Annotated in this window: 18 protein-coding genes; 16 read left to right on the top strand and 2 right to left on the bottom strand. The window is 56.5% G+C overall.

Features of this window, described 5'->3' with window-relative positions; all coding sequences use genetic code 11:
• Window positions 1-44: 44 nt before the first annotated feature.
• Window positions 45-1,217, bottom strand: coding sequence for a 3-demethoxyubiquinol 3-hydroxylase (ubiF, locus tag DBY66_RS06275; RefSeq protein WP_039383164.1), 1,173 nt, complete (start codon window positions 1,215-1,217; stop codon window positions 45-47).
• Between the two features lie 238 nt (window positions 1,218-1,455).
• Between ubiF and miaB the strand changes: the two genes are divergently transcribed.
• The 9 genes from miaB (at window position 1,456) to DBY66_RS06320 (ending at window position 10,724) form a co-directional block, all read left to right on the top strand.
• Entirely contained in the window at window positions 1,456-2,880 is a 1,425-nt protein-coding gene (gene miaB / locus DBY66_RS06280) for a tRNA (N6-isopentenyl adenosine(37)-C2)-methylthiotransferase MiaB (RefSeq protein ID WP_071668984.1), read from the top strand.
• A 205-nt stretch (window positions 2,881-3,085) separates the two neighbouring features.
• Window positions 3,086-4,159, top strand: coding sequence for a PhoH family protein (locus DBY66_RS06285; protein WP_094111648.1), 1,074 nt, complete (start codon window positions 3,086-3,088; stop codon window positions 4,157-4,159).
• Window positions 4,156-4,629, top strand: coding sequence for an rRNA maturation RNase YbeY (ybeY, locus tag DBY66_RS06290; RefSeq protein ID WP_071668982.1), 474 nt, complete (start codon window positions 4,156-4,158; stop codon window positions 4,627-4,629). Before DBY66_RS06285 ends, ybeY begins: the two co-directional genes overlap by 4 nt.
• Before the next feature lie 81 nt (window positions 4,630-4,710).
• Complete coding sequence (corC, locus tag DBY66_RS06295) at window positions 4,711-5,592, top strand: CNNM family magnesium/cobalt transport protein CorC (RefSeq protein ID WP_039383156.1); 882 nt, start codon at window positions 4,711-4,713, stop codon at window positions 5,590-5,592.
• A gap of 4 nt (window positions 5,593-5,596) precedes the next feature.
• Window positions 5,597-7,123, top strand: coding sequence for an apolipoprotein N-acyltransferase (lnt, locus tag DBY66_RS06300; RefSeq protein ID WP_108569689.1), 1,527 nt, complete (start codon window positions 5,597-5,599; stop codon window positions 7,121-7,123).
• A 403-nt stretch (window positions 7,124-7,526) separates the two neighbouring features.
• Window positions 7,527-8,420 (top strand): glutamate/aspartate ABC transporter substrate-binding protein, encoded by an 894-nt coding sequence (locus DBY66_RS06305; protein ID WP_104084662.1) that lies wholly within the window; start codon window positions 7,527-7,529, stop codon window positions 8,418-8,420.
• A 160-nt stretch (window positions 8,421-8,580) separates the two neighbouring features.
• On the top strand, window positions 8,581-9,321 hold the full coding sequence (locus tag DBY66_RS06310) for an amino acid ABC transporter permease (protein WP_039383152.1): 741 nt from the start codon (window positions 8,581-8,583) through the stop codon (window positions 9,319-9,321).
• Window positions 9,321-9,998 (top strand): glutamate/aspartate ABC transporter permease GltK, encoded by a 678-nt coding sequence (gene gltK / locus DBY66_RS06315; RefSeq protein WP_039383151.1) that lies wholly within the window; start codon window positions 9,321-9,323, stop codon window positions 9,996-9,998. Before DBY66_RS06310 ends, gltK begins: the two co-directional genes overlap by 1 nt.
• Entirely contained in the window at window positions 9,999-10,724 is a 726-nt protein-coding gene (locus DBY66_RS06320; protein ID WP_039383149.1) for an amino acid ABC transporter ATP-binding protein, read from the top strand. It abuts the gene before it with no gap.
• A gap of 58 nt (window positions 10,725-10,782) precedes the next feature.
• Here the strand turns inward: DBY66_RS06320 and DBY66_RS06325 are convergent, their stop codons facing one another.
• Window positions 10,783-11,265, bottom strand: coding sequence for a zinc ribbon-containing protein (locus tag DBY66_RS06325; protein WP_039383147.1), 483 nt, complete (start codon window positions 11,263-11,265; stop codon window positions 10,783-10,785).
• Between the two features lie 301 nt (window positions 11,266-11,566).
• Here DBY66_RS06325 and leuS point away from each other — a divergent pair, with 301 nt between their 5' ends.
• From leuS to mrdA, 7 genes are all read left to right on the top strand, one after another.
• Window positions 11,567-14,149: a leucine--tRNA ligase gene (gene leuS / locus DBY66_RS06330; RefSeq protein ID WP_071668981.1), complete on the top strand. Its 2,583-nt coding sequence runs from the start codon at window positions 11,567-11,569 to the stop codon at window positions 14,147-14,149.
• A gap of 14 nt (window positions 14,150-14,163) precedes the next feature.
• On the top strand, window positions 14,164-14,763 hold the full coding sequence (lptE, locus tag DBY66_RS06335) for an LPS assembly lipoprotein LptE (RefSeq protein WP_039383142.1): 600 nt from the start codon (window positions 14,164-14,166) through the stop codon (window positions 14,761-14,763).
• Window positions 14,760-15,791, top strand: coding sequence for a DNA polymerase III subunit delta (gene holA / locus DBY66_RS06340; RefSeq protein WP_039383140.1), 1,032 nt, complete (start codon window positions 14,760-14,762; stop codon window positions 15,789-15,791). Before lptE ends, holA begins: the two co-directional genes overlap by 4 nt.
• The gene (gene nadD, locus DBY66_RS06345) at window positions 15,784-16,452 is read left to right on the top strand and encodes a nicotinate-nucleotide adenylyltransferase (RefSeq protein WP_108569688.1); all 669 of its coding nucleotides are present in this window, start codon (window positions 15,784-15,786) and stop codon (window positions 16,450-16,452) included. Before holA ends, nadD begins: the two co-directional genes overlap by 8 nt.
• Before the next feature lie 111 nt (window positions 16,453-16,563).
• Window positions 16,564-16,881 (top strand): ribosome silencing factor, encoded by a 318-nt coding sequence (gene rsfS / locus DBY66_RS06350; protein WP_071668979.1) that lies wholly within the window; start codon window positions 16,564-16,566, stop codon window positions 16,879-16,881.
• A gap of 3 nt (window positions 16,882-16,884) precedes the next feature.
• Window positions 16,885-17,355, top strand: a complete 471-nt coding sequence (gene rlmH, locus DBY66_RS06355) for a 23S rRNA (pseudouridine(1915)-N(3))-methyltransferase RlmH (protein WP_071668978.1) — start codon at window positions 16,885-16,887, stop codon at window positions 17,353-17,355.
• Between the two features lie 33 nt (window positions 17,356-17,388).
• On the top strand, window positions 17,389-19,293 hold the full coding sequence (gene mrdA / locus DBY66_RS06360; protein ID WP_071668977.1) for a peptidoglycan DD-transpeptidase MrdA: 1,905 nt from the start codon (window positions 17,389-17,391) through the stop codon (window positions 19,291-19,293).
• Window positions 19,294-19,295: the final 2 nt, after the last annotated feature.

A 19,295-nucleotide genomic window follows, 5' to 3' on the forward strand; every position in this document is an offset into this window, starting at 1 on the left:
GGCTTTCTGCCAGCGCGCCGCGCCAGCAGTAAGCGTGGGTGAGGTCAGAGTCCCAGCGCGTAGCGCAGCGCACGACGCTTCAGGCCGCCGGCACGCTCTGCCGCCATCAACCCCAGATTACGCGCCAGGCGCAGCGGCGGCAGTGAGTTGCTGAACGCAAAATAGAACAGATCCATGCCACCCTGCATCAGCAGATTATCGCGATAGCGTTCACGCTGATAGCGCTGCAGCACCGCCATTCCTGACCACGTCTGCGCCTGACTGCGCGCCTCAGTCAGCACGGTAATCAGCGCATCCACGTCGCGATAGCCCAGGTTAACGCCCTGCCCCGCCAGCGGATTAATCGTATGCGCAGCATCGCCCACCAGCGCCAGCCCCGGCATGACGTAGCGCGTGGCATGACGCCGGACCAGCGGAAACGACGCCGCGCTCTTTATCTGAAAACGGCCGAGACGGGCCGGGAAATTCAGCTTTACCTCTTTCTCCAGCTGGCTCAGCGGCAGCGCCTGCAGCTGACGGATACGCGCGGGTGCGTCATACCACACCAGCGATGCATGCTGGTCAAAAAGCGGCAGAAAAGCTCGCGGCCCCTGCGGCGTAAACTGCTGCCAGGTAGCATCACCCGCCGGATGCTCACACTCGGTACTGATAAGCATGCAGGATTGCGCATAGTTCCAGCCGTGCACGCCAATGCCTGCCAGCTGCCGCACCCGCGAGTTAGCGCCATCCGCGCCAACCACCAGCCGGGCATCAAGCGGTGCGCCCTGGTCCAGGGTGATGTGCCAGCCGCCGCTATGCGGCTGCAGATCCTGCAGCGTTGCCGGGCACAGCAGCGCGACGCCATCCTGCTGCATCTGCTCCCACAGCGCCCGCTGCAACACGCGGTTTTCTACCATATAGCCAAGCACCGGCAGCCCCAGCGATGCTGCATCAAACGTGACGTGCGCGCTCTGCCACTCCCAGGTTTCCAGTTTGCGATAGGGCGCACTGCGCATCGTCTCTACGCGCGCCCAGGCGCCCAGCTGCTGCAGTAACGCAACTGAAGAAGCACCAATCGCGGAGATGCGGATATCAGGCTCGCAGCTGCTATCAAACGGCTCAGGTTCTGCACGCTCAATGACAGCGACGCGGAACTGCTGCTGCGCCAGCCCGCACGCCAGCGCCGCCCCCACCATGCCACCTCCGACGATGACCACGTCATACTGTCTCTCCTGCATCAATCCTCACCTTTCCTGTTGCCCTGACGCCCCACGGCGTTTGCTGATAAACAAAGTGTACCGGAAATCATCCGGAAGGGGGCTGAGCCGCTGCCACATCTTTTTGTGTCCGCGCTGCCTGCAGCAGCCTGGCTGTCACGCTGGTGCGCGAAGTATGACAGGTACGCTGGTCACATCCCCCCCAAAGCATTACACTATGCCCCCTGCACTTCCCTGCTCAGATTCAATGGCTGGTTCAATGACCAAAAAACTGCATATCAAAACCTGGGGCTGTCAGATGAATGAGTACGATTCATCCAAGATGGCTGACCTGCTGAACAGCACGCACGGCTACACTCTGACGGAGGAAGCCGAAGACGCAGATGTTCTGCTGCTTAATACCTGCTCTATCCGTGAGAAAGCGCAGGAGAAAGTCTTTCACCTGTTAGGGCGCTGGAAAAAGCTCAAAGCGGCCAATCCCGATCTTATCATCGGCGTGGGCGGCTGCGTGGCGTCGCAGGAAGGCGATAAACTGCGCCAGCGTGCACAGTGTGTTGATATCGTCTTTGGACCACAGACGCTGCATCGCCTGCCGGAAATGATCAATCAGGTACGCGGGAATAAAAGCCCGGTAGTTGACGTCAGCTTCCCGGAAATTGAAAAATTTGACCGTCTGCCGGAACCGCGCGCTGAAGGCCCGACGGCTTTTGTCTCCATCATGGAAGGCTGCAATAAATATTGCACTTTCTGCGTGGTGCCGTATACCCGCGGCGAAGAAGTCAGCCGTCCCTGCGACGATATCCTGCTGGAAATCGCCCAGCTGGCCGCTCAGGGTGTGCGCGAGGTTAACCTGCTGGGTCAGAACGTCAACGCCTATCGCGGCGCAACCTTTGATGACCAGATCTGCACGTTTGCTGAGCTGCTGCGCCTCGTCGCCGCCATTGATGGGATCGACCGCATCCGCTTTACCACCAGCCATCCTATTGAGTTCACCGATGACATCATTGATGTCTATCGTGATACGCCAGAGCTGGTGAGCTTCCTGCATCTGCCGGTCCAGAGCGGCGCTGACCGTATTCTGACGCTGATGAAGCGGGCGCACACTGCGCTGGAGTACAAAGCGATTATTCGCAAGCTGCGCGCAGCACGTCCTGATATCGAAATCAGCTCTGATTTTATCATCGGTTTCCCGGGTGAAACTCAGCACGACTTCGAACAGACCATGAAGCTGATCCACGACGTTAACTTTGACACCAGCTACAGCTTTATCTACTCCGCCCGTCCGGGTACGCCTGCGGCTGACCTGCCAGACGACGTGCCGGAAGAGGAGAAAAAGCAGCGCCTTTATATTCTGCAGGATCGTATCCAGCAGCAGGCGATGGCGATCAGCCGCCGTATGGTGGGTACCGTTCAGCGTATTCTGGTTGAGGGTACATCACGTAAAAATGTGATGGAACTGACCGGCCGTACTGAAAATAACCGCGTGGTAAACTTTGAAGGCTCGGTGAACATGATTGGCAAATTTGTCGATGTTGAAATCGTTGATGTCTATGCCAACTCACTGCGCGGCGTGGTCGTACGCACTGAAGATCGCATGGGACTGCGCGTGGCGCAGAGTCCGGCGGCCGTCATTGCCCGTACCCGCAAAGAGGATGAAACCGGCGTCGGCCTGTATCAACCCTGACAGTTAATCACTGTGCGGCAGCACGCAGCGTGCTGCCGCCTGTTTCATCCGCCACCCCTTGCATTCTGCAGCGGTCGCCCAAATATCTTTCCCTGCGCTTGCGTCCTGGTGCTGTCCCATAAATAATTTTGTCATACGCTTATGACGCGCACGCGCGGCATCCATACACCTTTTCAACTGGCCCTGTGTGACCCAAAGGATTCAATTGAATATCGAAACTCGTGAAATCGCCCTGGAACCCGCCGATAACCAGCGTCTGATGAGCCTGTGCGGTCCGTTTGATGACAATGTGAAGCAGCTGGAACGCCGTCTGGGCATCGAAATCAACCGCCGCGACAACCATTTCAAACTGGTGGGCCGCGCGCTCAGCGTGGAGGCCGCCGCGCATATTCTGCGTACGCTGTACGTGGATACTGCCCCGGTACGCGGCCATATTCCGGATATCGAACCGGATCACATCCATCTGGCCATTAAAGAGAGCCGGGTGCTGGAGCAGACCGCTGAAAGTGTGCCGGAGTATGGCAAAGCGGTAAACATTAAAACCAAACGCGGTGTGATTAAGCCGCGCACGCCGAATCAGGCGCAGTACATCGCCAACATCCTCGACCACGATATCACCTTTGGTATCGGCCCGGCGGGTACCGGTAAAACCTATCTTGCGGTTGCCGCCGCGGTTGATGCGCTGGAGCGCCAGGAGATTCGTCGTATCCTGCTGACCCGCCCGGCGGTAGAAGCGGGTGAAAAACTGGGCTTTCTGCCTGGCGATCTGAGCCAGAAGGTTGATCCCTATCTGCGCCCGCTTTATGACGCGCTATTTGAGATGCTCGGCTTTGAACGGGTTGAGAAGCTGATGGAGCGCAACGTGATTGAGGTCGCACCGCTCGCCTATATGCGCGGTCGTACGCTGAATGATGCGTTTGTGATCCTTGATGAAAGCCAGAACACCACCATTGAACAGATGAAGATGTTCCTGACGCGCATCGGCTTTAACTCCAAAGCGGTGATCACCGGTGACGTGACGCAGATTGACCTGCCGCGCAGCACCAAGTCGGGTCTGCGCCACGCGATTGAAGTGCTGGCTGACGTCGAAGAGATCAGCTTTAACTTCTTCCACAGCGAAGATGTGGTACGCCATCCGGTAGTGGCACGTATTGTGAACGCTTATGAAGCCTGGGAAGAGGCGGATCAGAAGCGTCGTGATAAACTGGCGGAAGAGCGTAAACGGGAGTCGCTGGCCGCACAGGCTGTGCACTCCACACCACCACAGGAGCCGTCATGAGTACGGTAGTACTGGATTTACAGCAGGCCTGCGCCGACGCGCACGGCCTGCCGGAAGAAACCGCTTTTCAGCGCTGGCTGGAAGCGGCCGTTACCCCCTTTCAGCCAGAAAGTGAGGTCACGATTCGCCTGGTTGATGAAGCGGAGAGTCACGAGCTAAACCTGACTTATCGCGGCAAAGACAAGCCGACCAACGTGCTCTCTTTTCCTTTTGAAGCGCCGCCAGGAATTGAGCTGCCGCTGCTGGGTGATTTAATTATCTGTCGCCAGGTGGTTGAGCAGGAAGCGGCTGAACAGGGTAAAAGCACTGAAGCACACTGGGCACACATGGTCGTACACGGCACGCTGCATCTGCTGGGTTATGACCATATTGAAGACAGTGAAGCCGAAGAGATGGAGGCGCTGGAGACTGAGATAATGCTTGCTCTTGGTTATCCTGACCCGTACATTTCGGAGAAAGAAGACGCCTGAGCCGTGGGTTCAGGCTACTGTGCTGCCGGCGGGACGCGGGCAGCTATCCTTATCTAACAGCGAGATCGTAATTAAAACGCCATGAGCGACGACCATTCTCAAAACAACGACGCCCCCAGTAGTAAAAAGGGCTTCTTTTCCCTGCTGCTTAGCCAGCTGTTTCACGGTGAACCTAAAAATCGTGATGAACTGCTGGGTCTGATCCGTGATTCTGAACAAAAAGAGCTGATTGACCAGGATACCCGCGACATGCTGGAAGGGGTGCTCGACATCGCCGAACAGCGCGTACGCGATATCATGATCCCACGCTCACAGATGATCACCCTGAAGCGCAATCAGAGTCTGGAAGAGTGCCTGGCCGTGATTATTGAATCTGCGCACTCCCGTTTTCCGGTCATCAGCGAAGATAAAGATCACGTTGAAGGCATTCTGATGGCGAAAGATCTGCTGCCGTTTATGAGCAGCAGCGCTGAGCCCTTCAGTATGGAAAAGGTGCTGCGTCCTGCGGTAGTGGTGCCGGAAAGCAAGCGCGTTGACCGCATGCTGAAAGAGTTCCGCTCGCAGCGCTATCATATGGCGATTGTTATTGATGAATTTGGTGGCGTATCTGGCCTGGTGACCATCGAAGATATTCTGGAGCTGATTGTCGGCGAAATCGAAGATGAGTATGACGACGAAGAAGATCGCGACATCCGTCAGCTGAATCGCCATACCTACACGTTACGCGCGCTGACGCCGATTGAAGATTTCAACGAGGCGTTCGGCACCGATTTCAGCGATGACGAAGTGGATACGATTGGCGGTCTGGTTATGCAGGGCTTTGGCCACCTTCCGGCTCGCGGCGAGAGTATCACTATTGATGGCTACCACTTCAAAGTCGCTATGGCGGACAGCCGTCGTATTATTCAGGTGCATGTGAAAATTCCGGAAGATTCTCCACAACCGCAACTCGAAGACGAATAACTTTATGGCATCTGCCTCTCTTTTTTCCCGCCAGCGGGTGCGTCTGCTGCTGGCGCTGATAGCGGGTGCCACCGGCACCCTCGCCTTTTCTCCTTACGATTTCTGGCCTGCGGCGCTTATCTCCCTGGCGGGTTTGCAGGTATTACTGCTAAACCGTCGTCCTGCCCAGGCTGCAGCGCTTGGCTTTACATGGGGCTTTGGCCTGTTTGGCAGCGGCATTAACTGGGTCTATGTCAGCATCGCTACCTTTGGCGGTATGCCCGGGCCGGCAAACGTCTTTCTGGTGCTGCTGCTGGCAGCATATCTGGCGCTCTATCCGCTGCTGTTTGCCGTGGTGCTCAACCGCTTCTGGCCGCGCGCTACTCTATGGCGGCTGGCGCTGGCGGCGCCGGCGTTATGGCAAATCAGTGAGTTTCTGCGCGGCTGGGTCCTGACGGGTTTCCCCTGGCTGCAGTTTGGCTACAGCCAGATTGACGGTCCGCTGAAAGGTATTGCGCCGCTTGCGGGCGTAGAGACCATTACCTTTCTGCTGATGATGATTGCCGGCCTGCTGGTCTTTGCCCTGCATCAGCGCAGTCTGAAAAGCCTGATTGTTGCCGCAGCCCTGCTGCTGCTGCCGTGGCCGCTGCGTATGCTGCACTGGTATCAGCCGCTGCCGGCACGCAGTGTGGACGTGGCGATGGTACAGGGTAATATCCCGCAATCGATGAAGTGGGATCCGCAGCAGCTGCGCGACACGCTGCGCGTCTATACCAGCTACAGTCAGCCCTATATCGGCAGTGCGCCGCTGATTATCTGGCCTGAATCAGCTATTACCGATCTTGAAAGTAACCAGCAGCCCTTTTTACAGGCGCTGGACGCGGAACTGCGCGCGCGCGGCAGCAGTTTGATCACCGGCATTGTTGACTCACGCATTGAGGGTGATAACCGCTATCACGACTATAACTCCGTCATCGTGCTCGGTGGCAAACAGCCTTATAACTACCAGAGCCGTAACCGCTATCAGAAAAATCACCTGGTGCCGTTCGGCGAGTTTGTGCCGCTGGAGAGCCTGCTTCGTCCGCTGGCGCCGTTCTTCGATCTGCCCATGTCCTCTTTCAGCCGCGGTGCTTACATCCAGCCACAGCTGAACGTGGCGGGTTATAACCTCACCAGCGCCATCTGCTATGAAATCGTTCTGGGCGAACAGGTACGTGCCAACTTCCGGCCAGATACCAACTTCCTGCTGACGGTTTCAAATGATGCCTGGTTCGGCCACTCGATCGGTCCGTGGCAGCATTTTCAGATGGCGCGCATGCGTGCGCTTGAACTGGGACGCCCGCTGCTGCGCTCGACAAACAATGGCGTTACGGCCGTGGTCAACGCCGACGGCGACGTTGAAAAGATGATCCCGCAGTTTACCCGCCGGGTACTGGAGGCGCGCGTAACGCCTGCTGCAGGCGAAACGCCCTATGCGCGCAGCGGTATCTGGCCGGTCTGGTTACTGACGCTGGCAGCGATCACCGCCGCCATTGCACGCCGGCGCGTCTGACGCTCGCGTCTCCCTGAAAGCGAAGCCACGGCTTCGCTTTTTTTTGTCTTTCCGCTGAAACATTCTCCTGCAATGCTGCGTAATGTGGCACGAAGCTTGCTGTTAACCATAACGACAGCGGCGAATCCCGGTAGCAGGCTTGCTGTCATGAATTTCACGCACTGTTAACGGGCATGATTGCGCACTGAAACAGCGCAAGGCAGCTACATTGCCTTGTAATGGTGCGGAGCGGCTCGCAAAAAACAAACTTTTTTGTTTCATTGCGTTAACATTTCGCTATGTTAGTCCCCTATCCTGCGCGCAGTTGCGCTAAAGGATTATTAAAAAAGCAGCAGGACACAGACATAACATCACGCTCTGCGCAGTTTTATTCTGCGCGACATTCACACGAAGGAGTTGGAACATGCAAATGCGCAAAGTGGCCTTATCACTTCTGCTGTTGGGAGCAGCAGCGGGCGCGGCTCAGGCAGAAGATTTCACCGGCACGCTGAAAAAGATTAACGACAGCGGCGTTATTGTCGTCGGCCATCGTGAGTCATCCGTTCCCTTTTCTTATTATGACAACCAGCAAAAAGTCGTCGGCTATTCGCAGGACTACTCCAGCGCCATTGTGGCAGCGATCAAAGCCAAACTGAATAAACCCGATCTGCAGATCAAGATGCTGCCAATTACCTCGCAGAACCGTATTCCTCTGCTGCAGAACGGCACTTACGATTTTGAATGTGGTTCCACGACAAACAACGTTGAGCGTCAGCAGCAGGCGGCCTTCTCTGACACCATCTTCATCATCGGCACCCGTTTACTGGTGAAAAAAGGCGGTGACATTAAAGATTTCACCGATCTGAAAGGCAAAACGGTTGTGGTCACCTCCGGTACCACCTCTGAAATTCTGCTGCGCAAGCTGAATGATGAGAAAAAGCTCGATATGCGCATTATCAGCGCTAAAGATCATGGCGATTCGTTCCGCACGCTGGAAACCGGACGTGCCGTCGCCTTTATGATGGATGATGCCCTGCTGGCCGGTGAGCGCGCCAAGGCGAAAAAGCCTGATAACTGGGAGATTACGGGTACCGCGCAATCCAAAGAGGCTTACGGCTGCATGCTGCGTAAAGACGATCCACAGTTCAAACAGCTGCTGGATGAAACCATTGCTAAGGCACAGACCTCCGGTGAAGCGACCAAATGGTTTGATAAATGGTTTAAACAGCCTATTCCGCCAAAAAACCTCAATCTGAATTTTGAACTCTCCTCCGATATGCAGGCCCTGTTTAAATCACCTAACGACAAGGCGCTGTAACGTAACAACGATAACAAGGGCGGCCAGGCTGCCCTCCTGATTGCTGAACATGCGGTACGGACAGACAGACTGCTGCGGGTCGTTCCCCTGCGGCAGGAAAAAAGAGACCGCTCAACAATCTTATGGGTAGCCTGGCTACCCTTTTTTACCGGAGCTCGTTATGGGTATCGACTGGAACTGGGGCATCTTTTTACAGCAGGCTCCGTTCGGCAATACGACCTACCTTGGCTGGCTGTGGTCCGGATTTCAGGTGACCGTCGCGGTCTCCTGCTGCGCCTGGATTATCGCCTTCCTGGTGGGATCGCTGTTTGGCATTCTGCGTACCGTACCGAATCGCCTGCTGGCTGCGATTGGCACCTGCTATGTAGAGCTGTTTCGTAATATCCCGCTGATTGTGCAGTTTTTCTTCTGGTATCTGGTGGCGCCGGAACTGGTTGGTGAGAAGCTCGGCATGTGGTTTAAGGCGGAGCTTGATCCAAACATTCAGTTCTTCCTCTCCTCCATGATCTGTCTCGGACTTTTTACCGCAGCGCGCGTCTGCGAGCAGGTGCGGGCGGCGATTCAGTCGCTGCCGCGCGGACAGAAAAATGCCGGACTGGCTATGGGGCTGACGCTGCCACAAACCTATCGTTATGTGCTGCTGCCTAACGCCTACCGGGTGATTGTGCCGCCGATGACCTCGGAAATGCTGAACCTGGTCAAGAACTCCGCCATCGCCTCCACGATTGGCCTGGTCGACCTGGCTGCCCAGGCGGGCAAGCTGCTCGACTACTCGGCGCATGCCTATGAGTCCTTTACTGCGATTACGCTCGCCTATGTCGGCATCAATCTGGTGATTATGCTGGTCATGGGTCTGGTAGAACGCAAAATTCGCCTGCCCGGCAACCTGGGAGGGAAATAATGTACGATTTTGACTGGAGCTCTATTCCGCCCAGCCTGCCCTACCTGCTTAATGGCATGGTGATTACGCTTAAAATTACCGCCGTCGCGGTGGTGTTCGGCATTATCTGGGGCACCATTCTGGCCGTTATGCGCCTCTCAACGTTTGCCCCGGTACGCTGGTTTGCAAAACTCTACGTCAACCTGTTCCGTTCAGTCCCTTTGGTGATGGTACTGCTGTGGTTCTATCTGGTTGTGCCGAGTTTTCTGCAGCAGGTGCTGGGCCTGTCGCCGCAGACGGATATTCGTCTTATCTCTGCCATGGTGGCCTTTGCGCTGTTTGAGGCTGCTTATTATTCGGAGATTATTCGCGCCGGTATCCAGAGCATCTCTCGCGGACAATCAAATGCCGCACTGGCGCTCGGCATGACGCAGTGGCAATCAATGAAGCTGATTATTCTGCCGCAGGCGTTTCGCGCCATGGTGCCGCTGCTGCTTACTCAGGGCATTGTGCTGTTCCAGGATACCTCACTGGTCTATGTACTGAGCCTGGCTGATTTTTTCCGCACCGCCTCTACCATTGGCGAGCGCGATGGTACCCAGGTAGAAATGGTTCTGTTTGCCGGTCTGGTCTATTTCGCGATCAGCCTGAGCGCGTCGTTGCTGGTTAGCTATCTGAAAAGAAAAAGGACAGTTTAAATGATTAGCCTGAAAAATGTTTCTAAGTGGTATGGGCACTTTCAGGTGCTGACCGACTGCTCAACCGAGGTAAAAAAAGGAGAAGTGGTGGTGGTCTGCGGGCCCTCGGGCTCGGGCAAATCCACGCTGATTAAAACCGTCAACGGACTGGAGCCGGTTCAGCAGGGCAGCATTCAGGTCAACGGCACTGAAGTGAACAATAAAAAGACTAATCTGGCCAAACTGCGCAGTCAGGTCGGCATGGTGTTTCAGCACTTTGAGCTGTTTCCTCATCTGAGCATTATCGATAACCTGGTGCTGGCGCAGGTAAAAGTACTGAAGCGCGATAAAACGGCGGCGCGAGATAAAGGACAAGCCCTGCTGAAGCGCGTGGGGCTCTCTGCCCACGCGGAGAAGTTTCCGGGGCAGCTTTCAGGAGGCCAGCAACAGCGTGTGGCCATCGCCCGTGCGCTCTGCATGGACCCGATCGCCATGCTGTTTGATGAGCCCACCTCCGCGCTCGATCCGGAGATGATCAATGAAGTGCTGGATGTCATGGTTGAACTGGCAAACGAAGGCATGACGATGATGGTGGTGACGCACGAAATGGGCTTTGCGCGCAAGGTGGCTAATCGCGTCATCTTTATGGATGAAGGAAAAATTGTCGAAGATACCCGCAAAGATGACTTCTTTAATAATCCGCAGTCCGGGCGCGCGAAAGAGTTTCTGGCAAAAATTCTGCACTAACCGCTGAACCATGCGCGCCGCCTGCACATACGCAGCGGCGCGCTGTTAACGCAATCTGTCAGGGTTCAAACGGCTGGCGCTGAAACTGATCGTGATTGCACTCCGGGCAGCGCGTCAGGCTTTCAGGCGTATAGATAGCGCGCGTAAAGCCGCAGTTTTCGCACACCAGATTACCCAGCCCCACTACCTCACCGCTCTGATAAACGCCGTGATGATGCAGGTCTTTAAACACCTCACGCCACTCCAGCTGACTCTTATCTGTGATATCCGCCAGCTCTTTCCACAGGCTCTCACGGATCACACGTAAAAAGACCGAATCTTCCAGCGCGCTCTCCGCTTCGGGATAGCTGCGGGAGAATTCGTAAAGATCGCGTCGCACCGCCCGCATTACTTCATCCACTTCAGAAGATGAGAGACTCTCGTCGGTCAGCAGATCCTGACGCGCTTCCGCGACCAGCGCGTCGATATCGCGTTCACCGTGCTCCAGTCGCTGGGTTAACGTTGCTACCGTGGTTCGATACGCCTGCGCCACGTTATTCATTTTATTCTCCTTTCTGCTGTGAGGGCTGCTGTAAGTTTAGCCGCTTTATCGCAAAAGCTCTGACGGTCATCGCGGAAATTGCAAAAGCGCGGAAGCCGCAACGCATTCCGCAGAAAAGCGGCGGAGAGGGACGGTGAAATGTTGTTGAGGGCGGGGCTTATGGGTATGCTATGCGGATCATAAGTAGACAAACCCGGCCTGTCCGATGCGGCGGTCAAGCCATCAGGCGACGATGTCAGCGGCTCTGCTGCTGCACCAGACGGTCCGGGAAAACGATTTTTACTAAGGATCACAGGCAGCCATGCAAGAGCAATACCGCCCGGAAGAGATAGAATCCCGCGTCCAGCAGCACTGGGACGAAAATGAAACCTTCAAAGTCACCGAGCAGGAAGGCAAAGAGAAATATTACTGCCTGTCGATGCTGCCCTATCCTTCTGGCCGCCTGCACATGGGCCACGTGCGTAACTACACCATTGGCGATGTTATTGCCCGCTATCAGCGCATGCTGGGCAAAAACGTCCTGCAGCCGATTGGCTGGGACGCTTTTGGTCTGCCCGCTGAAGGCGCTGCGGTAAAAAATAATACTGCGCCGGCGCCATGGACCTACGACAACATCAACTACATGAAGAACCAGCTGAAGCTGCTGGGCTTTGGCTACGACTGGAGCCGTGAACTGGCGACCTGTCAGCCAGAGTACTATCGCTGGGAACAGTGGTTCTTCACCAAACTTTACGAAAAAGGCCTGGTGTACAAAAAGACCTCGGCGGTGAACTGGTGCCCGAACGATCAGACCGTGCTGGCTAATGAGCAGGTAATCGATGGCTGCTGCTGGCGCTGCGACACCAAAGTTGAGCGCAAAGAGATCCCGCAGTGGTTTATCAAAATCACCGACTACGCTGAAGAACTGCTTAACGACCTCGACAAGCTGGATGAGTGGCCGGAGCAGGTTAAAACCATGCAGCGCAACTGGATCGGCCGTTCAGAAGGGGTTGAAATCACCTTTGACGTTGCGCACAGCGACGAAAAGGTCACGGTTTACACCACCCGTCCCGATACCTTTATGGGCGCGACCTACGTCGCCGTGGCGGCGGGTCATCCGCTGGCGCGACAGGCTGCCGCAGGCAATCCGGTGCTGGCCGATTTCATTGCCGAGTGCAGTACGACTAAAGTCGCAGAAGCGGATATGGCCACGATGGAGAAAAAAGGCATGGCGACCGGCCTGTCTGCTATCCATCCGCTGACCGGTGAAGCCATTCCGGTATGGGTCGCGAACTTTGTACTGATGGAATATGGCACCGGTGCGGTGATGGCGGTACCTGGTCATGACCAGCGCGACTGGGAGTTTGCGACTAAATATGGCCTGAACATCAAGCCTGTTATCCGCAACCTCGATGGCACAGAACCCGATCTGAGCAGCGGTGCCATGACCGAAAAAGGCACGCTGTTTAATTCCGGTGAGTTTGACGGTCTGGATCACCAGGCGGGCTTTAACGCAATCGCCGACGCGCTGACGGCAAAAGGCGTTGGCGTACGCAAAGTTAACTACCGTCTGCGCGACTGGGGCGTTTCGCGTCAGCGCTACTGGGGTGCACCTATTCCGATGGTCACGCTGGAAGATGGCACGGTCGTCCCTGCGCCAGAAGATCAGCTGCCGGTTATCCTGCCGGAAGATGTGGTCATGGATGGTATCACCAGCCCGATCAAAGCGGACCCGGAGTGGGCTAAAACTACCGTGAATGGTCAGCCAGCACTGCGCGAAACTGATACCTTTGACACCTTTATGGAATCTTCCTGGTACTACGCGCGCTATACCTGCGCTAACTACAACGAAGGCATGCTGGATCCGGCGGCGGCCAACTACTGGCTGCCGGTAGACCAGTACGTAGGCGGTATCGAACACGCCATCATGCACCTGATGTACTTCCGCTTCTATCACAAGCTGCTGCGTGACGCGGGCCTGGTTAACTCCGATGAGCCAGCAAAACGCCTGCTGTGTCAGGGCATGGTGCTGGCGGACGCGTTCTACTATGTTGGCGTTAACGGCGAGCGCAACTGGGTCTCTCCGGTTGATGTTACCGTTGAGCGCGATGATAAAGGACGTATTACCAAAGCAGTGGACAATCAGGGCCGCGACGTTATCTACGCCGGCATGAGCAAAATGTCGAAGTCGAAAAACAACGGCATCGATCCACAGCTGATGGTTGAGCGTTACGGCGCCGATACCGTACGCCTGTTTATGATGTTTGCATCGCCGGCAGATATGACCCTGGAGTGGCAGGAGTCTGGTGTGGAAGGCGCTAACCGCTTCCTGAAACGCGTCTGGAAACTGGCTTACGATCACGTAGCGAAAGGCGCAACTGTCGCGCTGGATGTCAGCGCACTGAATGATGAACAGAAAGCGCTGCGTCGCGATCTGCATAAAACCATTGCGAAAGTCGCAGATGACATTGGTCGTCGCCAGACCTTTAACACCGCTATCGCTGCTATCATGGAGCTGATGAACAAGCTGCTGCGCGCGCCGCAGGAGAGCGAACAGGATCGCGCACTGATGCAGGAAGCGCTGGTCGCCGTTACGCGCCTGCTCTATCCGTTCACGCCGCACGCCAGCTATGTCCTGTGGCAGGCGCTGGGTGGCGAAGGCAGCATTGATAATGCGCCGTGGCCGGTAGCGGATGAAGCCGCAATGGTCGACGATTCAATGCTGGTTGTCGTTCAGGTTAACGGTAAAGTACGCGGTAAAGTCACCGTGGCAGCAGATGCCACTCAGGAGCAGGTGCAGGCGCGAGCCGCACAGGAGCCACTGGTGGCAAAATATCTGGACGGCGTCACCCTGCGAAAAGTGATTTATGTCCCTGGCAAACTGCTTAACCTGGTCGTGGGTTAAGTTCAGGAGGAACTGTGCGACAACTAGTTATCAGGCTGTTTGTCCTGTTTGCGGTGCTGGTCACCGCAGGCTGTGGATTTCATCCGCGCGGCACCACTCAGGTGCCACCGGAGATGAAAACGCTGATTGTACAGAGTGGCGATCCTTACGGCCCGCTGGCGCGCACCGTGCGTCAGCAGCTGCGCATCAACGATGTAAACATCATTGAGGACAGCAAAGAGGCCAGCGCAACCTACCCGACGCTGCGTCTGGGAGGCGTGCGGCAGGCGCGTGACACGGCTTCAGTGTTTATCAGCGGTACCACGGCAGAATATTCGCTGGTGATGACGCTGACCGCACAGGTCGTGCTGCCCGGCAAAGGGATTTACCCTATCAGCACCACGGTCTACCGCTCGTTCTTCGACAACCCTAACGCCGCACTGGCAAAGGATGCGGAACAGGATATGATCCTGCAGGAGATGCGTCAGCGTGGAGCAGAGCAGCTGGTGCGTAAACTGCTGACGGTCCATGCCGCGCAGCTCAATAATAAAGAGACGCTGCCGGAGCCGGAGATCATCGCCCCGGGTTCTGATTCACCGGAAGTGCCCTCCTCTTCCGCCACCAGTCTGCAATGATCAGGATTTATCCTGAGCAACTGCGCGCGCAGCTTCGTGAGGGGCTGCGCGCCTGCTATTTTCTCGCCGGTAATGAACCCCTGCTGATCCAGGAGAGTGCGGATGCTATCCGCGCTGCTGCCGGCAGTCAGGGATTTGAAGAGCACTTTTCGGTCACGCTGGATGCCCAGACTGACTGGCAGGCGCTTTTTGCCAGCTGTCAGGCGCTGAGCCTGTTCACCCTGCGCCAGACGCTGACGCTGACGCTGCCGGAAAACGGCCCGAATGCTGCGATGGCTGAGCAGCTGGTTACCCTCTCTGCCCTGCTGCATAGCGATATCCTGCTGGTGCTGCGTATGACAAAGCTGACCAAAGCGCAGGAAAACAGCGCCTGGTACAAAGCGCTGAGTCCGCAGGCGGTGCTGGTGCCGTGTCAGACGCCGGAACAGGCACAGCTGCCGCGCTGGGTCGCCGCGCGGGCCAAAGCGATGCAGCTCAGCGTCGATGAGGCAGCGGTTCAGCTGCTGTGCTACTGCTATGAAGGCAATCTGCTGGCGCTGGCTCAGGCGCTGGAGCGGCTGTCGCTGCTCTGGCCTGACGGCAAACTGACGCTGCCGCGCGTGGAAGCCGCAGTCAATGATGCGGCCCATTTTACGCCATTTCACTGGGTGGATGCGCTGCTGGCGGGGAAAGGCAAGCGGGCGCTGCATATCCTGCATCAGCTGCAGAAAGAGGAGAGCGAACCGGTGATCCTGCTGCGCACCCTGCAGCGCGATCTGCTGACGCTGCTGCATCTGCAGCGCAATCAGGCTAAGCAGCCTCTGCGCACGCTGATGGATCAGCAGCGCATCTGGCAAAACCGGCGCGCGCTCTTCACCGGGGCGCTGCAGCGGCTGGACGCCGAACGACTGCATCAGGCGGTACACCTGCTGGCTGAGCTGGAGCTCACCATGAAGCAGGATTATGGCCAGAACCTCTGGCCGCAGCTGGAAACGCTCTCGCTGCTGCTCTGTCAGCGTCACTTTCCGTCAGGATTACATTATGTCTGAACTCTGCGCCCTGTTTGGCGGCACATTTGATCCGGTGCATTATGGTCATCTGCGTCCGGCAGAGGCGCTGGCGCAGCAGGTCGGACTGAAAAAAGTCACGCTGATGCCCAACAATGTTCCCCCCCACCGGCCACAGCCGGAAGCGAGTGCCGCACAGCGGGTGGCGATGCTGCAGTGTGCGATTGCCGACCGGCCGCTGTTTGATATCGACACGCGCGAACTGCAGCGTCAGACCCCCTCCTGGACAGTGACTACGCTGGAAGCACTGCGCCAGGAGCGCGGCCTGCGGCAGCCGCTGGGCTTTATCATCGGTCAGGATTCGCTGCTGTCGCTGCATAAATGGCATCGCTGGCAGGAACTGCTGTCACTCTCCCATCTGCTGGTTTGCAAACGGCCGGGCTATGCGACGGAAATGGGTTCGCCTGAGATGCAGCGGTGGCTGGAGCAGCATCAGACGCAGGACAGTGCGGCGCTGCATCAGGCACCGGCAGGCCATATCTGGCTGGCGGAGACGCCGCTTTATGCGATTTCTGCCACCGAGATCCGCCAGCGGCGCCATCAGGGAGAATCCTGCAGCACGCTGCTGCCGCCAGCGGTGATCGACTATATCGATCGCGCTGGCCTCTATCTGGATGCTCCGCCCGCCGGCGCGGGTAAATAACCCGGATATATATCTCCTCCGGTTGTAGCATGCTATACTGCGCCGCTTAATTTTTGGCTGCATTTCCGGGCATTCAGCCAGCCCGCATTACCTGTTTTTAAGGGGAACCTTTTGCAAGGCAAAGCACTCCAAGAGTTCGTTATTGATAAGATTGATGATCTGAAAGGCCAGGATATCATTGCGATTGATGTCCAGGGCAAATCCAGCATCACCGATTACATGATCATCTGCACCGGCACCTCAACCCGCCACGTCTCCGCTATTGCCGATCACGTTATGCAGGAGTCCCGCGTAGCTGGCCTGACTCCGCTGGGCGTGGAAGGTAAAGCAGCGGCAGACTGGGTTGTCGTCGATCTCGGTGACGTCATTGTGCATGTAATGCAGGAAGAGAGCCGTCAGCTTTATGAGCTGGAAAAGCTCTGGAGCTAAGCAGTGAAACTGCAACTTGTAGCCGTTGGCACCAAAATGCCCGACTGGGTTCAGACCGGTTTTATGGAGTATCTGCGGCGCTTTCCGAAAGATATGCCGTTTGAGCTGACTGAAGTTCCGGCCGGGAAACGCGGCAAAAACGCTGACATCAAACGCATTCTGGAAAAAGAAGGTGAAGCGATGCTGGCGGCAACAGGCAAAGGCAACCGTATTGTCACGCTCGACATTCCCGGACAGCCGTGGGAGACCCCGCAGCTGGCGCAGCAGCTGGAGCGCTGGAAGCTGGATGGTCGTGATGTCAGCCTGCTGATTGGTGGTCCTGAAGGCCTGGCTCCGGCGTGTAAAGCCGCTGCTGAACAGAGCTGGTCGCTGTCGGCGCTGACGCTGCCTCATCCGCTGGTACGCGTGCTGGTTGCTGAGAGCCTATACCGCGCCTGGAGTATCACCACGAATCACCCTTATCATCGTGAATAAACGCCCGACAACCTCCAGATAAAAACGCAGCGGATGAAACTACAGAGCAACGCTTTTCGCGATTACACTGCCGAACAAAAACTGTTTGTCCGCCGCGCCCTTGTGGCGTTCATCGGCATTCTGCTGCTCTCCTGCGTGCTGGTTTTCAACCTCTATCATCTGCAGATCCTGCGCTTTGATGATTACAGCACCCGCTCGAATGAAAACCGTATCAAGCTGGTGCCGGTCGCCCCGAGTCGCGGCATCATCTACGATCGCAACGGCGTTCCGCTGGCGCTGAACCGCACGATTTACCAGGCTGAACTGGTGCCGGAAAAAGTTGACGACCTTAAGCAGACGCTGCAGGCGCTGCGACCAGTGCTGGATCTGACTGACGACGATATCGACGCTTTTGAAAAAGAGCGCAAGCGCTCGCGTCGCTTTACCTCTATTCCGGTAAAAACCGGCCTGAATGAAGTACAGGTCGCACGTTTTGCCGTAAATCAATACCGCTTTCCCGGCGTGGAAGTTAAAGGCTACCAGCGCCGCTATTATCCTTATGGTCAGACGCTGACCCACGTTGTGGGATACGTATCGAAAATCAACGATCGTGACGTAAAACGCCTTGATGAAGAGGGCAAGTGGCCTAACTATGCCGCCACGCATGATATTGGCAAGCTCGGTATCGAAAACTACTACGAAGATGTGCTGCATGGCAAAACCGGCTATGAAGAGGTTGAAGTCAATAACCGCGGACGCGTGATACGCCAGCTGCATGAGCAATCCCCGCAGGCGGGCCGCGATATCTGGCTGACCGTTGACCTGCGGCTGCAGCAGTACATTGAAACGCTGCTGACCGGCAGCCGGGCGGCGGTAGTCGTCAGCGATCCGCGCACCGGTGAGATCCTGGCGCTGGTCTCCACGCCAAGCTACGACCCCAACCTGTTTGTCGATGGGATCTCCAGTAAAGATTACAAGGCGCTGCTCAGTGATGAAAACCGGCCGCTCTATAACCGTGCGCTGCAGGCTGCCTATCCGCCCGCCTCAACGGTAAAACCTTACGTAGCGGTATCAGCGCTGAGCGCGGGGGTCATTAACCGTAATACCAGCCTGTTTGATCCTGGCTGGTGGCAGCTGCCCGGTTCTGAAAAGCGTTATCGCGACTGGAAAAAGTGGGGCCACGGCCGTCTTAACGTGACCAAATCGCTGGAAGAGTCAGCCGATACGTTCTTCTATCAGGTCGCCTACGATATGGGCATCGATCGCCTCTCCGAGTGGATGACTAAATTTGGCTATGGTCATCGCACCGGTATTGACCTGCCGCAGGAGAGCGCCGGTAACATGCCGACGCGCGACTGGAAAATGAAGCGTTTTAAAAAACCCTGGTATCAGGGTGACACCATTCCGGTCGGCATCGGACAGGGTTACTGGACCGCTACGCCGGTACAGATGAACAAAGCGATGATGATCCTGATTAATGACGGCGTGATCAAAGTGCCGCATCTGCTGCGCGCTACGCGTGAGGGCAGCGCCATGGTGCCTTATCGTCAGCCGCCTGATGCGCCGATTGGCGATATTCACTCCGGGTACTGGGAAATTGCCAAAGATGGCATGTATGGCGTCGCCAACCGGCCTAACGGGACTGCGCACAAAAGCTTTGCTGATGCGCCCTATAAGATTGCTGCCAAATCAGGTACCGCCCAGGTATTTGGTCTGAAAGAGAATGAGACCTATAACGCGCATAAAATTGCCGAGCGCCTGCGCGATCACAAACTTATGACCGCGTTTGCGCCGTACGACAAACCGCGGGTGGCCGTGACCATCATTCTGGAGAACGGTGGTGCCGGCCCGGCGGTGGGAACCGTGATGCGCCAGATCCTCGATCACATAATGCTGGGTGACAATAATACGGTGCTGCCTGAAGCCGCCCCGACGCCGCCCGGCTACGAAGGTGAATAATC

It is taken from the genome of Pantoea sp. RIT413 (assembly GCF_003057675.2).
In the GTDB taxonomy this organism is placed as follows: domain Bacteria; phylum Pseudomonadota; class Gammaproteobacteria; order Enterobacterales; family Enterobacteriaceae; genus Pantoea; species Pantoea eucrina.